This is a genomic window from Bacillus sp. 105MF, from assembly GCF_000374885.1.
Classification (GTDB): domain Bacteria; phylum Bacillota; class Bacilli; order Bacillales; family Bacillaceae_G; genus Bacillus_A; species Bacillus_A pseudomycoides.
Window position 1 is genome coordinate 19,926 of sequence record NZ_KB895569.1, and the last position, 14,929, is coordinate 34,854.

At 38.3% G+C, this 14,929-nt stretch carries 16 protein-coding genes and 1 other annotated feature (1 of these 17 running past the window's edge); of the genes, 7 read left to right on the top strand and 9 right to left on the bottom strand.

Annotation, left to right across the window (positions count from 1 at the left end; translation table 11 throughout):
* Window positions 1-6: 6 nt before the first annotated feature.
* From C564_RS31800 to C564_RS0108460, 3 genes are read right to left on the bottom strand one after another with little or no spacing between them, the layout of a single operon-like run.
* On the bottom strand, window positions 7-222 hold the full coding sequence (locus C564_RS31800) for a hypothetical protein (RefSeq protein WP_018765012.1): 216 nt from the start codon (window positions 220-222) through the stop codon (window positions 7-9).
* Window positions 209-1,384, bottom strand: a complete 1,176-nt coding sequence (locus C564_RS0108455; protein ID WP_003201686.1) for an acetyl-CoA C-acetyltransferase — start codon at window positions 1,382-1,384, stop codon at window positions 209-211. Before C564_RS0108455 ends, C564_RS31800 begins: the two co-directional genes overlap by 14 nt.
* 21 nt (window positions 1,385-1,405) lie before the next feature.
* Entirely contained in the window at window positions 1,406-3,787 is a 2,382-nt protein-coding gene (locus C564_RS0108460) for a 3-hydroxyacyl-CoA dehydrogenase/enoyl-CoA hydratase family protein (RefSeq protein ID WP_003201684.1), read from the bottom strand.
* A 237-nt stretch (window positions 3,788-4,024) separates the two neighbouring features.
* Between C564_RS0108460 and C564_RS34515 the strand changes: the two genes are divergently transcribed.
* Together C564_RS34515 and C564_RS0108470 are read left to right on the top strand one after the other, a co-directional pair.
* Window positions 4,025-4,171: a YuzL family protein gene (locus C564_RS34515; RefSeq protein WP_003201682.1), complete on the top strand. Its 147-nt coding sequence runs from the start codon at window positions 4,025-4,027 to the stop codon at window positions 4,169-4,171.
* Window positions 4,172-4,429: 258 nt separating this feature from the next.
* Entirely contained in the window at window positions 4,430-5,269 is an 840-nt protein-coding gene (locus C564_RS0108470; RefSeq protein WP_006096493.1) for a D-alanyl-D-alanine carboxypeptidase family protein, read from the top strand.
* Window positions 5,270-5,292: 23 nt separating this feature from the next.
* Here the strand turns inward: C564_RS0108470 and C564_RS0108475 are convergent, their stop codons facing one another.
* On the bottom strand, window positions 5,293-6,210 hold the full coding sequence (locus tag C564_RS0108475) for a proline dehydrogenase family protein (protein WP_018765013.1): 918 nt from the start codon (window positions 6,208-6,210) through the stop codon (window positions 5,293-5,295).
* A 482-nt stretch (window positions 6,211-6,692) separates the two neighbouring features.
* On the opposite strand from C564_RS0108475, the gene C564_RS0108480 reads away from it, so the two are divergent.
* Window positions 6,693-7,238 carry a GNAT family N-acetyltransferase gene (locus tag C564_RS0108480; protein ID WP_003201677.1) on the top strand — a complete coding sequence of 182 codons (546 nt, stop codon included), beginning with the start codon at window positions 6,693-6,695 and terminating at the stop codon, window positions 7,236-7,238.
* 68 nt (window positions 7,239-7,306) lie between these two features.
* Here the strand turns inward: C564_RS0108480 and C564_RS0108485 are convergent, their stop codons facing one another.
* Both C564_RS0108485 and C564_RS0108490 read right to left on the bottom strand, forming a co-directional pair.
* Window positions 7,307-7,552, bottom strand: a complete 246-nt coding sequence (locus tag C564_RS0108485) for a YusU family protein (RefSeq protein WP_003201675.1) — start codon at window positions 7,550-7,552, stop codon at window positions 7,307-7,309.
* Between the two features lie 114 nt (window positions 7,553-7,666).
* Complete coding sequence (locus tag C564_RS0108490; RefSeq protein WP_003201674.1) at window positions 7,667-7,969, bottom strand: MTH1187 family thiamine-binding protein; 303 nt, start codon at window positions 7,967-7,969, stop codon at window positions 7,667-7,669.
* Window positions 7,970-8,166: 197 nt separating this feature from the next.
* Between C564_RS0108490 and C564_RS0108495 the strand changes: the two genes are divergently transcribed.
* The 4 genes from C564_RS0108495 (at window position 8,167) to C564_RS0108515 (ending at window position 11,750) form a co-directional block, all read left to right on the top strand.
* Complete coding sequence (locus C564_RS0108495; RefSeq protein WP_018765014.1) at window positions 8,167-8,784, top strand: hypothetical protein; 618 nt, start codon at window positions 8,167-8,169, stop codon at window positions 8,782-8,784.
* Between the two features lie 488 nt (window positions 8,785-9,272).
* Complete coding sequence (locus tag C564_RS33355) at window positions 9,273-10,247, top strand: transposase (protein ID WP_231382309.1); 975 nt, start codon at window positions 9,273-9,275, stop codon at window positions 10,245-10,247.
* Window positions 10,195-10,542: a hypothetical protein gene (locus C564_RS36690; RefSeq protein ID WP_231382310.1), complete on the top strand. Its 348-nt coding sequence runs from the start codon at window positions 10,195-10,197 to the stop codon at window positions 10,540-10,542. Before C564_RS33355 ends, C564_RS36690 begins: the two co-directional genes overlap by 53 nt.
* Before the next feature lie 449 nt (window positions 10,543-10,991).
* Window positions 10,992-11,750 (top strand): TrmB family transcriptional regulator, encoded by a 759-nt coding sequence (locus tag C564_RS0108515; RefSeq protein WP_003209009.1) that lies wholly within the window; start codon window positions 10,992-10,994, stop codon window positions 11,748-11,750.
* A gap of 29 nt (window positions 11,751-11,779) precedes the next feature.
* Here C564_RS0108515 and C564_RS36695 read toward each other — a convergent pair whose 3' ends face one another.
* The 3 genes from C564_RS36695 to C564_RS0108530 all read right to left on the bottom strand — a co-directional run bounded on the left by C564_RS36695 (window position 11,780) and on the right by C564_RS0108530 (window position 14,673).
* Window positions 11,780-11,944 (bottom strand): hypothetical protein, encoded by a 165-nt coding sequence (locus C564_RS36695; protein ID WP_018765016.1) that lies wholly within the window; start codon window positions 11,942-11,944, stop codon window positions 11,780-11,782.
* A 79-nt stretch (window positions 11,945-12,023) separates the two neighbouring features.
* Complete coding sequence (locus tag C564_RS0108525) at window positions 12,024-13,196, bottom strand: MFS transporter (protein WP_026008503.1); 1,173 nt, start codon at window positions 13,194-13,196, stop codon at window positions 12,024-12,026.
* Between the two features lie 163 nt (window positions 13,197-13,359).
* The gene (locus tag C564_RS0108530) at window positions 13,360-14,673 is read right to left on the bottom strand and encodes an APC family permease (RefSeq protein WP_003209004.1); all 1,314 of its coding nucleotides are present in this window, start codon (window positions 14,671-14,673) and stop codon (window positions 13,360-13,362) included.
* Window positions 14,674-14,738: 65 nt separating this feature from the next.
* Window positions 14,739-14,929 (bottom strand) — a binding site (T-box leader) (it continues 45 nt past the right edge of the window).

Consider the following 14,929-nt stretch of genomic DNA (forward strand, 5'->3'; position numbering starts at 1 on the left):
ATATTTTCATAAGCCACTTCTCTCACTTTGAGAGAAGCTGGCTCTTCCTTTATTTTTTATACCCTTTAGTCGTTTCCACTCTTCGTTATATAATCCAGTTCCAGCGGCTGGAACAATCGGCCATTTCACCCCTTCCTGTGAGGCAAAAAACGCCTCTTCGTCAGGGCCTCCAACGTCCTCTTGTTCTGAGCGAGCCGCCTGCACTTTTTTATAGTAGTTCAAACACCCCAGCAGCTCCCATACCGCCACCGATACACATTGTTACAATACCGAATTGCTCATTGCGGCGTTTCATTTCATGAATAAGAGATAATGTTAATTTTGCTCCTGTACAGCCAAGCGGATGACCAAGTGCGATTGCACCGCCGTTGACATTGACTTTTTCTTCATCTAGACCAAGCTCACGAATAACTTGGATCGATTGAGAAGCAAATGCTTCATTTAGTTCAAATAAGCCGATATCAGATAGCTCTAATCCTGCTAATTTTAACGCTTTCGGAATCGCTGCGATTGGTCCAATTCCCATTACTTCTGGTGGTACACCAGCTACTGCAAAGGAACGGAATTTCGCAAGTGGCTTCATGCCATCGCTCACTGCTTTTTCACGATCCATCAGAAGTACTGACGCTGCTCCATCACTCATTTGTGAAGAATTACCAGCAGTGACAGAACCGCGAACGTTAAATGCTGGACGCAATTTTCCTAAGATATCTAATGTTGTGTCCGCTCTTACGCCTTCATCTTGTGAGAAGATAATTTTTTCTTCTTGAATTTTGTTATTCGCTGCAATAGTGCGTAGCATTACATCCACAGCTACTGTTTCGTCAGCAAACTTCCCATCAGCTAACGCTTTCGCTGCACGCTGATGACTTCTTACTGCGAATGCATCTTGCTCTTCACGGGAAATTCCATATTTTACAGCAACTTGCTCCGCTGTGTGTCCCATGCCCATATAATATTCTGGAGCCGCTTCTACAAGTCGGCTATTTGGGCGAACAACATGCCCCATCATTGGAACTAAGCTCATAGACTCTGCTCCGCCAGATAATACTGCTTCTGAATGTCCTAACATAATGCGCTCTGCACCGTAAGCAATACTTTGCAGTCCTGAAGAACAGTAACGGTTAATTGTAATAGCTGGAACATCATAAGAAAGTCCTGCTAATCCGCCGATATTACGAGCCATATTTAAGCCTTGCTCTGCTTCTGGCATCGCACAACCGAAAATTAAATCATCAATTGGCCCTTCATAATTATTCGCACGTTTTAACGTTTCTTTTACTACTAATGCCCCTAAATCATCAGGTCGAACTGTTTTTAATGAACCTCTCTTTGCCTTACCAATTGGTGTTCTTGCTCCCGCAACAATGACAGCTTCTCTCATGAACGATATCTCCCCTCGTTATTAGTTACGTAATGGCTTTCCTTTTACAAGCATGTGCTGCATTCTTGCTTGTGATTTCATCTCACTTACTAAACTGATAAATGCTTCACGTTCCACATCTAATAAATACTGCTCATCAACTTCTGTTCCATACGGTACTTTTCCGCCGGCAATGACATATGCGAGCTTTTTCGCAATGTGTAAATCATACTCGGAAATATAACCAGATAAATGCATTGCTTCAGCTCCAAGTAAAAGCGTTGCATATCCTGTCTCACCAACAACCGGTATCTTTTTACGAATCGGTGCTTTGTAACCCGCTTCATATAAAGCCAGTGCTTTTTGTTTTGCATCATATAGTAAGTGATCACCATTCACACTAATACCATCTTTATCGCCTAAGAAGTTGCGAGAAACAGCCTCTTGCGCTGATGTAGATACTTTTGCCATCGCAACTGATTCGAACACTTTATTCGCAACCTTTTGCAGGTCAAACTCCACACCGTTTGCCATTTTGTTTAAATGTTTAATATATAGTTCTTTGTTACCGCCACCGCCAGGGATTAAACCAACGCCGACTTCTACTAATCCCATGTACGTTTCGCTAGAAGCTTGAATGCTAGCTGCTGGTAAGCAAACTTCTGTACCGCCACCAAGCGTCATACCATATGGCGCTGCAACGACTGGCTTAGAGCTGTACTTAATTTTCATCATTGCGTCTTGGAAGTTTTTCACGACCCACTCAATTTCAAAGTAGTTGTCATCTTGCGCTTCCATTAAGATCATCGCAAGGTTTGCACCAACGCAGAAGTTCTTCGATTGGTTTCCGATAACAAGTCCTTTATAATTCTTTTCCACTTCGTCAACAGCGTAATTAATCATTTGCGTAATATCCATACCAATCGCATTGCTCTTCGAATGGAATTCTAAGCAAAGGATGCCATCGCCTAAATCAATTAAGCTCGCTCCGCTGTTTTTCTTTAACACGCCATTTTTCTCTTTTAATTGCTTAAGAGAAATTGCTTTTTTATTACGTCGGATAAGCTTATATTCACCGTTATCGTAGTAATAGCTTTCACCATTATCATGTTTATAGAAAGAACCAAAGCCTTTCTCTAACATGTCTTTTACCCACACAGGAACAACTTGGCCGTTCTCTTCCATCTTTTGAATGGATTTTTCTACGCCAATTGCATCCCAAACTTCAAATGGACCTTGCTCCCAGCCAAATCCCCATTTCATCGCTTGATCAATTGCGACAATATCATCTGCGATTTCTTTATGAAGCTTCGCAGAATATAAAAGAGTTGGCGTGATAATATTCCATAATAGCTCTCCTGCACGATCCTTCGCATATACAAGCGCTTTCAATTTGTTCGTTAATCCTTTTTCTTGTTTACTTAACTCTACGGATGCGGCTTTTAATTTCTTACGCGCTTCATATTCCATCGTCTCAGGATTTAACTCTAAAATTTCTTTTCCTTGTTTTAAGAAGAAACCTTGACCTGTTTTACTTCCAAGCCATTTTTTATCTAGCATGTCATGCATGAAAGCTGGTACTTTAAATACATCTCTTTCTTCTTCCTGCACGTTTTCATATACATTGTTCGCAACATGAACAAATGTATCTAACCCAACAACATCTAACGTACGGAACGTTGCACTCTTTGGACGACCGATTAATGGGCCTGTTACAGAATCAACTTCCCCAACGCTATAGCCGCGCTTGATCATTTCTTGCAACGTTACAAGTAAACCGTACGTACCGATGCGGTTCCCAATAAAGTTTGGCGTATCTTTCGCAATAACAACGCCTTTTCCAAGAACGTCTTCGCCAAATAATTTCATGAAGTTTAACACTTGTGGATCTGTTTCTTTTGTCGGTATAATCTCTAGAAGTTTTAAATATCGTGGTGGGTTAAAGAAATGCGTTCCTAGGAAATGTTTTTGAAAGTCATCTGAACGCCCTTCTGCCATTTTCTCAACGGAAATACCTGATGTATTTGAGCTCACAATAGAGCCAGCTTTACGAACAGCATCTACTTTTTCAAATAGTTTCTTTTTAACATCTAAGTTTTCAACAACAACTTCGATAATCCAATCTACATCAGCAAGGCGCTCAATGTCATCCTCTAAGTTTCCTGCCTCAATCAATGCCAGATTGCCTTTCACTGTAAGAGGAGCTGGCTTTTGCTTTACTAATTTTTGCAGTGCCCCGTTACTAAAACGATTTCTCACACTTTTATGTTCTAATGTAAGCCCCTTCGCTTCCTCTTCTTTCGTAAGCGCCTGTGGTACAATATCAAGCAATAATGTTGGTATACCGATATTGGCTAAATGTGCAGCAATCCCTGAACCCATTACGCCAGAACCGAGAACAGCAGCCTTTTTAATTTGGAACATCCATTTCTCCCCCTATTCTTGAATGAATGCTCATTCAATTTTTCGACATGCGTCGCAATCAATGAGTGAGCCTCTACTAATAAATATATGATACTGTTTAAATTTTCGCAATATATTTATTGATAAAATTTTCTGAAATAAATACTTTTCTTTTGTTTGGGTACTCTATAATTGTGTATTTTCTTGATAAAATACACTTTTCCCTTTTTAGAATTTGACAAAAATGGAGGAATATATATGGCTAGACTTAAGAAAGACCCTTCAAAAGCAGGTGTTAGTGCAGCGAGTGTAACAGGAAATGCAGGTCCAGTTGATCGCGGCATCGAAAAAGGACGCCAAGGTAATAACCAGCAATACAAAAAGCACAACATGGGCGAAAAATAACGCTATATGTGCTTGTTCAAAAAGGAGGATAAAGAGAGCCGAGCAGTTCGAGGCGCGGAAGCCGGGAGGATACGGAGTGTAGGTGGAACTACATGAGTACCGGACTGGCGACGTAACGAAGAAATGCGACAGCTATCTTTACCGGGCTTTTTGAACTTCCTCTATATTTTTGGGCAGAAAACGTGGCATAATGAGTATTGGGCTGCTTTTCTGCCCAATTTATTTGTACATAAGGAAAGACAAAAGAGGGACTACATAATGAAACGAACAATAATCATGATTGTGATGATTGCTACACTATTTACAAGTATGATTTTCTTTTCTTACACAAAAAGACAAAAAGACGTAAGAAGTAATCAGCCTGATATCACAGGAAAATATGGTGTTACAATCGATGCAAATACGGGGGAAGTTTTGTACGGAAAACGGGAAGAAGAACGTTCTTATCCAGCAAGTGTAGCCAAAATGATGACAACCATTCTGTTACTAGAGAATGTAAAAGAAGATGAGGAAATTACTATCACAGAAAATGCGATAAAAACGGAAAGTCAGAGTGCGAAAATTAAGCTTCGTGCTGGTGAAAAATTAAAAAGAGACGAGGCATTAAAACTGATGCTTATCATCAGCGCCGATCCAATTGCTGAGTCTATCGCAGAGCATATTGCAGGATCAAAAGAGAAGTTTGTAAAAATGATGAATGCAAGAGCGAAAGAACTCGGAACAAAACATGCGACTTTCAAAAATGCGAGCGGGGCTGACGCACTCGGCAATAAGGTTTCTCCGTATGACATCGCAATCATTACAAAAGAAGCATTAAAATATCCGATTGTGCTAGAATATATGAACACAACGCGTACAACATTGCATACTTCACAGCGCGCTCCCAAAATTGCAAACTATGGTCGTGAAGAACTTTACAATGATCCATATGCAATTGGAAGTAAAAGTGGTTTATCCGCTTTAGGACAATATACTGTCGTAACAGTCGATGAAAAAGATGGAAAGCGTGTTATTAACGTTGTACTTTCTTCTACTCGCACTCAGTTATATCCAGACACAAAAAAAATGGCACATTACGCATTTAAACAATTAAAATAACCAAGGAGTATTTAGCTCCTTGGTTATTTTTTTACCATTCCTTTTAAAACGAACGCAACGTTTGCTGGACGTTCAGCTAAGCGGCGCATGAAATAACCATACCAGTCATTTCCATATGGTACATAAACACGCATTTTGTAGCCTTCTTTAACAAGTTCAAGTTGACGTTCCGTACGAATACCATATAACATTTGGAATTCAAATTGATCACGTGAAATATTATATTCTTCGGCAAGTTTCTTCGTATATTCAATAATTGCCTCATCGTGTGAAGCAATAGCAGTATAATTTCCATTTAATAAGTGCATTTTAATAATTTTTTTATAATTTTCATCTACATCTTTTTTGTCCGGGAACGCCACTTCTTCTGGTTCTTTATAAGCCCCTTTTACAAGACGTAAATTAGGACTATATGCATTTAAATCTTCGATGTCTTTTTCTGTACGATATAGGTAAGCTTGAATAACAGTACCGATATTATCGTATTCAGATTTTAATTGCTTAAAGATCTCAATTGTTTTTCCACAGCGTGTATAGTCTTCCATATCAATCGTAACAAACACACCGTTTTCTTTTGCGGCCTCTAAAATGCGGCGCATATTATTCATTACGATTTCATCTGAGATGTCTAACCCCATAGAAGTCATTTTTAAAGAAAGCTGTGAATCAAGTTTTTCGCATCCAATTGCACGGATTGCTTCAATCGATTGGCTTGCCATTTCATTTGCTTCTGCTTCATTATCAACGAACTCACCTAAATAATCGATTGTCACACAAAGTCCTTGTTGATTTAATTGTTTAATAGCTGCAGCAGCTAAATCAATTGTCTCCCCTGCGACAAAGCGCCCTGCACCAAAGCGTAAACCGTACTTCTTAGCCAGTTTTGTTAGCGCTTTATTTTTTGACAAGAAAAGAAACGAATTTCGCATTAATTGTTCCATGTAATTCACCCCTATGACTGTACTTTGTCTGTTTTTTGCCCCTCTTCAAAATTATATCATTCTTTAAAATTATTTGATACAAATAATTATTTAGATAATTTATAAAATACTATAAAAATATTCAAAAGCCCATATTCTCGCTTTTAAATATCCATAAAAATTTTTCGACATTTAAAATAAAACTAGAAAAACAGGTGAACAACTAGCCTAAAATAAAAATTCGACAATACTCGTCATACCTCTTACTTCTCTTTATAAGTTATACAAAGATATTAATACGACTAAAAATGAATACAAATATAAAATACTGAGGTACTTAGTTCTCTCCCATAGAAAATCAAGTGCAAAAGGTAGGGGGGATTTCTGTTGAAATAAGTATAGAAAGTGTAAAAACATAGAATCCCGATTTCATTGAAAGGTACTATCCCTACATAGTATATAAAACTTCACTCGGGTGGAAAACACGTATTGGAGTGTGGAAAATGCCAGAAAGAATGAATGTACAACAAATTCGAATTGAACCTTGGAACAATGCTAATCTTACTTTACTTCGTCTTATGAATGTACCTGAGATGCTAGAATACTTAGGAGGGCCTGAGACTGAAGAACAACTCCTTGCTCGTCATGAGCGGTACCTTAAGATTAGTGAGTTAGGAACTGGACGTATGTTTAGCATCGTCCTTCTTCCGCAACTCGAAATTATTGGTAGTGTAGGATATTGGGACAGCTACTGGAAAGAAGAGAACGTTTACGAAATTGGCTGGAGCGTCCTACCACCATTTCAAGGAAGAGGAATAGCAACAAAGGCCGTCGAAAAAGCTATCGCTCATGCTAAAACGGAACAAAGGTACAGATTCATTCATGCTTTTCCCGCCATCAATAATCCTGCTTCAAACGCTATTTGCCAAAAGCTCGACTTCTTATTTATTAGTGAGTGTGACTTCGAATATCCGCCAGGGAGTGTCATACGATGCAATAATTGGTGTTTAGAGATAACTACGAAACCATCAAACAATTCCTCTATATGACTTAAAAGCTTGGGGCCTATTGATCCCCAAGCTTTTTTTGTAAAAAATCACAAAATGGTTTCTTATTCTTATTTCTGATTACGATGTTCCTCATTTAACCTTTTAATATCAGAGATTAACTTTACCATCTCTTCTTTTGCCTCTGGATATGTCTCATTCCAATGCTTGACTAAAGCTGGCATTGTTTTAGCAATGTAAGAGTACAGTGCCCACTTTTGCACTTGTTCTTTTCTCTCTTCACTGCCTTCCCCTAGTAACAATTCTGTATACTTTTCAAGTAAGCCATCAAACTGCTCATTAAATTCGTCACTCATTTCCCTTTCCTCCTTCCCTAGGTACTACAATCAATAATAAAAAAGTGTACCATGGATACACTTTTCTTACCTAATTTACCCATACAAAAAAGCAGCAAAAATCGCTGCTTTCTCCTATAATTTCGAACGAACAGAATTTAATTTTTTCTCCATTGTGCTTTCTTTATCTCGGCGATCATCAATACGAATTGTTGTCGCTACACGCTTTGCACCTTTTGCATATGGCACTTCATGCATTTGTTGAATTACTTCAAGTAATACAGGGAGATCTCCTTCAATTACTGTATTCATCGGTGTTAATTGGTACTTCACGCGATCCGCGTTTTTCTCTAACACTTTTTGTACTTCTGCTACATATTCACTTACGCTTGGATTACCTGTTCCAACTGGAATAATCGATACATCAACAATTGCCATGGTAGTTCCCTCCTATGTTTGTTTCATTTCTATTGTACAAAACTCTCCCCTACTTTACTAACCATAACTATACTTTTAATTTATTTTTCATAATATACTTATCCTCTGTAATCCTTTTCCACTGGTTGTGCATATATTGGTGTTATCCTTTTAAGAACCACCATAATCAACTTATCCTTTTGAAAGGAAGTGGACAATTGAAAAAGTTACTTCTCACTTTATTAGCCATTCCCCTCTTATTTGGAACAACAGCTTGTGACTTATGGCAGAAGGATCCAAAACCAGTAGAAAAGCCTGATCCAAAGCCGAAACCCGATCCAGCACCGACTCCAACTCCGACTCCACCACCTAATCCAACTCCAACTCCAATTCCGCCTCCAGCTTCAGTAGATACGGCTCAAGTCATGCAAAAACTGGTAAATTCAATTAACTCAGTTGGAAATTCAAATGGCATTAACGTAAGCAGCATTAAACTCTTTACTGAAACAGCACAAATCGCAACATATAACGGAATCTTTAATACTAAATTTGGATTAGGCGTTTCCATTTATAAAGCAACTGGCGGTATCGCTGCTGTTGCTATCGCTGGATCCGGTACATCTAAAGAACAAATTGACGCCTTTTATTCCACAATAAAGACTGTCATTCGTTCTATTGACTCAGCTCTAAGTGAGCAAGACATGAACACTATTCTAGAACAACTCGGTTCGAAAGATTATTTTCAAACAAAGCAATTCTCAACTCGAGCAATTAACGGTACATTAACTGTTACTGAAAACAATGGCGCACTTATGTTCAAGGCGGTTCATAATTAAACATACAACAAAGAATAGAGTCTATGTATGATGACTCTATTTTTTCTTTTTCCTGATTAAAAAGTGAAGTACTTGTGTAAATGCTTATACTTCTTTATCATTTTAACTGAGAAGACCCCCCTCCTCTAAACGAGGTGAAGGTGGGGGATGAATCGTTTTTTTCTTTTTTAAAGAAAACGTCTCTTTTTGCAGAACGTACGTTTGTTTCGGTGTATAATGATCTTATCAAATAAAACGAGGTGAGAACAGGTGAAGAAAGCGTATTTTTCGAAACGGATCTATAAGATAGATTTACCGCATGAAATGGTAGATGCACTGACAGAGACAATCGAAACATTTAATCAGGTGAACGCTTTGCGTTTCAAACGATCGTCCGAGAAAAACGTTGGAACCGTAAGAGGCATACAGACAGTCTTCATCTGGTTCTCAAGCGGAACTATCAATTAAATGATTACTATGCAAACAGTGCGGTACAAGAAGCAAAGGCGTTGTTTACAGGTTTAATGGAGTTACAAAAAACATATGAGAAACAAACACAAGAGAAAATCAAGAAACTCAAGAAAAAGTTGAAACAAGAACGGACAAAACTGACAAACTTTCGTAAAATCAAACAAAGTTGTGTGAAAGGAAAGTTAACGTTTCCGAAAAACACCCGCTTTGCGAAGCACAACAATATTATCTTTTTGTCTCGTAAAGAAGACACATTGATTTGGCTGAATGAATATCTGTTTGAGCACCAGTACTTAGATGTTCAAATCAAAAGAATCCAGGCGAAAATCGGCCTTTTAACCCACAGACAATTCCGTTTAACACAGAAACTTGCATCATATAAAACGCATATTCCAAGCGCAGTATTTGGAAGTAAAAAACTGTTTCGCTCTCAATTTACCATCGATGGGTTTGTACGTAACCATGACAAATGGAAAATATTATTTTCTCGTGCTCGAAATAAACAACTTATTCTATCTGGTCGTAAAGATGCCAAACATGGAAATTTTGTGTTTCATTATGTGCTTGCGAAGCAGGAATTATGGATGACGACAAGTACAGGGAAACCGATTATGTTTCCAGTTGTTACATTCCCATATGGACAAAAAATTATTGAGAAAATCATTACAACCCAATTACAGTGTAAGAATAAGAAAAAACATGGCAAACCGATTGCGTGGTCTGTGGAAGACTATGGGGCGTATTATATTGTGAAATGCTTAGTCGATGTACCGGAAAATCCCCACATAAATTATAGTAAATCGGATGTTGTAATTGGTGTGGATTGCAATCTCGAGCATTTTGCTTGGGTAAATGTAACGAAGGATGGGAATTACAAAGGAAGTGGTTCCCTTCGCTTTTCTATCATGGGTAAATCTACCGGACAAATCACAAAGATAATCGAAGCGGAAGCCGATCGTAATAGAGAAGTTAGATACGACTCAATCGAAAACAGGGGATCGATACGGAAATAAGCGGGTGAATCGAATGAAAAGTATGTTCGCTTACGAGAAGATGACAAGTGCGCTCCTCAGTCGCGCGGATAAAAGGGGCGTGGCTGTCTTTCAAGTCAATCCCGCTTACACTTCGATTGCAGGAAAGATGAAATATATGCGGAAATTCGGTATCTCTATTCATCAATCTGCGGCTTTTACGATCGGTCGCCGGGGGTTAGGATATAAAGAAAAAGTGCCCCAGGTACTGCATTCTTATATTCCAAAGAAAGACGCACATCACTGGAGTCATTGGCATCAACTAAATAATCGATAGGATATTCGCACGCATCATTTCTATCAGCTATACGATGTGGATTTGCCGAAAGAAGCATTACAAACCGAACGATTACACTTATTTGAAAATGAAAAGAAAAAACTAGCAAAACTATTTGCATCATAAAAAAGAACGCCTTGTCCCAGTCTCTTACGCTTATTACCAGAGCAGATAACAAGTCTAGGAACTGGATGCATGACAAGGTGTTCTACTCTCGATATAAGAAGAAGGTAGCTGTACCTGTTTTGTTTTCCTTTCCTTGGAAGATAGAATGGGTTGTCTTACATAAGGACACTACTGAACTTCTATATCGTTGTATCCTCTTTGTTGAACGAGGGGAACTGTTTTTGCTAGGGCAGAAACAGGAGAATCCTCCACCTCAAGCTCGTGTAGAGGTAGATGGGAGTAGTTCAATCTTAGTATAGAATCTAACTTGTTCGGAGGGCATTATGTTACAAAAATTCGGTTTCTCACAATACGAAAGCCAGGCATATGAAGTCGTAGTTTCAAGCGATGAACCACTAGATGCAACAACGATTGTAAAACATTCGGGTGTTCCAAAAGCAAAAATATATGAAGTATTAGCGCGCCTCATCGATAAAGGAATGGTTATGGATTCCGTCTCAGAAAAGAAAAAGCTATATACCGCCCTGCCACTGGATCTTGCCATTCAAAAATTAACGACAGAATTTCAATCGAATATTACAGAACTTCAAACAAATATTTCAAAACGATCCTTTACAGATGACCGCGTTTGGAGCTTAAAAATGCAGTCTTCTATTCAAGTACAAAGTAAGCAGTTAGTAGAAGAAGCGAAACAATCTATCCGTATTTCCGCTTGGAATGATACCTTTTTAGAATATCTTCCCTTACTTGAGAAACAAGCAAAGCAAGGCATTGATATTGAAGCACTTGTAGTTGGAGATGTGAAAACAGAACTGTCAAATGTTCATTTTCTCATTCCAACTGAAGAACCTAACGCATTAGAACGTTACTTACTTCTTATTGTTGATGATCGTGAAATTTTATTTGCTGGGGTAGAGCAAGAATCGTGGCAAGCGATGAAAACAATGTCTCCGCCATTCGTAAAATTCTTTACGGAGTTCTTCTATCATGATGTTGCACTTGCAAAAATTACACAGAAACATCACGATCTCTTTATGAATGATGAGGAAATACGCAGCATTTTAATAAAGTTACGATATTAAAAATAGCAAAGGAGCTCTCTTTGCTATTTTTAATTTTGCTTTTTTATTTCAGTTAATAACTCAATAATCTTCTCATTTTGCTGAACCTGTTTCTCAGAATTATGGTAGAGGAAGCGAATCCATCGTAGTACAAAAGCAATCAGAAAAACTGGTAACACCATCGCAAAAAAGCCAATCGCCGATTCCAAATCCATATACCATCACTCCTCTCCCTGTACCCTTCTATATCATAATGGTAAATCCTTCAATTCACTTCAAACAAAAAAGAATCTATCAAACGATAGATTCCTTCTTTGCCACATGAGTAGATTGCCCTCTCGTAATCGAGAAGACCGCGCAAAGCAGTGCTAAAATCACAAAGCCTCCGCCTACCCATGCATTATATATAACCGACGATTGTTCAATAACAGCTCCGCCTACCGTTGAACCAAGTGCAATTCCTAAATGAAGCGCTGAGTTGTTTAAGCTTTGCTGAATACCAGCTGATTCCGGTGCAATTTCAATTAAATAATTTTGCTGCGCTGGTGAAATTGCCCAGCTTAACATACTCCAAAGCCCCATCATGATAATAAATAGCGGAAATGAAAATGTCATCATCGGTAAGATAAAGATGGCACATGCAAAGATGATAATAATGGAGATAATACTTTTCTTCGAGCCCCACTTATCTGCAAGCCAACCACCAAATCCGCCGCCGATTACTGCTGCAATGCCGAAAATAAAGTAAAATACGCTAATCCAGTTTGCTTCCACATGCATCACATCTTTTAAAAAGGGTGTTAAATATGCGTACAGTGTTAAATGTCCTGTTAAAAATAAGAATGATGTTAACTGCGCACTAACGATCTTTTTATCTTTCAAAGTAGCAACTTGTTCTCTTATCGACAATACAGCTACTGGTGGAACTTTTGTTAAGAATAAAGAAATACTCGCAATTGCTATAACCGTTAATACTGAAATTAAAACAAATGGAGCACGCCATCCGTATGCATTCCCAAGGACAAGACCGAGTGGTACACCAAGTACAAGCGACCCGCTAATCCCCATAAAAATAATTCCGATTGCACGCGCACGAAAATGCGGTGCCACCACACTAGAAGCTAACGTTACTGACAATGCGATAATCAACGACCCACTTGCTGCACAAATGACCCTTGAGAACATGAGCATCCCGTAATTCAAACTAAATGCTGAAATGATATTACCAATTAAAAAAATAGATAATGCCCTGATATATAATGTTTTACGCTCAATTTTCCCTGTCATCGCTAATAAAATTGGCCCTGAAAGAGCAAATACAACAGAGAATATTGTAATTAATTGCCCAGCTACACTAATAGATACGCCTAAATCATTTGCTACTAAATCCAGCGTACCCCCAATAATTAATTCAACCGTCCCGACTACGAATGCCGCAATAGCTAAAATATATACACGAAAATTCAAGTTTTTCCCCACACTTTCTCTCGTTCACTTTTGGTTACTACAATCATAGTAACCAAAATGACATTTGCAATCAAGTGTAAATTCTCCTGCACACACCCGGAAATTTTTTACAAACAAAAGAGCAGACATATCATATGCCCGCTCTTTTCACTATCCCTATTCTTTAAGACTGCGTTTCTTTTTTCTTATTTAAATACCAATAAACCGGAAGACCTGTAAATACCATTCCAATCGATAAGAAACAGCTTTTCCAATCATTAATAATCGCACTTCCAATTACGAATAGTGATCCTAAAATCGCCACGATTGGTACGATCGGGAATAGTGGTACACTGTATGCACGTTCTTTCCCTTCATTACGTTTTCGTAAAATAAAGACGCCGATAAATGTCATCACATAGAAAATATAAATAATAAATACGGAAATCTCGGAAAGCTTATTTGGATCACTCATAATCATTAAAATAATCCCTAATATAATTTCAAAAGTAATCGCATTTGCTGGTGTTTTAAATTTTTCATGTGCCTTTGCAATAAACTTAGAAAATGGAAGTTGTCCACGTTCCGCCATTGACATTGGAATACGCGGGAATGTTAAAATCTTTCCGTTTAAGCATCCAAAAATAGAAATGATAATACCGATACTAATGATTTTCCCGCCATATTCTCCAAGCAACATACTTGCTGCTGTCGCTGTCGCATTTTCACCAAGATCCACGATTTTCGCAGCTGGTAATACTTTCAGTAGAGCTAAGTTAATTAATACGTAAGCAACTGTTACAATTAAAATCCCCACTGTCATTGCCTTTGGTAATAACTTTGTTGGATTCTTCATTTCACCGCCAATAGAAGCAAGTAAAATCCAGCCATCGTAAGCAAATAACGTTGCTAAAATTGCCATTCCAATACTTTGGTTTTCTGATAATGGTACAACTACATTAAAGATATCGCTATTCCCTTTCCAAAAACCTAACACAACAATTAATACAATTGGAATCATCTTTCCGAATGTCGTAATTGTTTGGACAATCCCCCCATACTTCGTTCCCATACTATTAACAACACCAAGGAACACAACTGTTCCAATTGCAATTGGTAAATTCCATACTTTATCTAAATAGAAAAAGTTAATCATTAAAGAGCTAAAATATAAACCTAATGTTCCAATAATAGCTGGGCCGTATACAATTGTTTGCATCCAGCCGGATAAATACCCCCAAAAGCTCCCATAAATCTCCTCTAAATACGTGTACAATCCACCGTTTTTCGGAATTTGCGCTCCAATTTCAGCTACAGTTAAACCGCTAGCTAGCGTTAACAAGCCACCTACTACCCAAGCGAGAATTGCCATATTCGAACTCCCTGAGTAATCTAATACGCTTCCTGGCTTCATAAATACACCAGACCCAATAATAGTCCCCACAACGATAGATAGTGCTACAGTTAAACCAATTTTGTTTTTCTCATCATGATGCATGCTGCGTATCCTCCTTCCAATTCTAGTGTGATGCAAAAATAAAATAAAAAAACACTCCTCCCTAAAAAAGGGACGAGTGTTGTATTCGTGGTTCCACCCTTGTTTCATCAGTAAAATAACATACTTCACCAATTCCTCAAGTCTAGATAACGGTGTTTGCCGGCAAGCAATTACTAATTGTTCGTTCACTGCTGCAGTTCAGAGGTGGTAATCTATTTTTCCGTATTAGGAAGCTCACAGCCAAAGACTTCCCTCT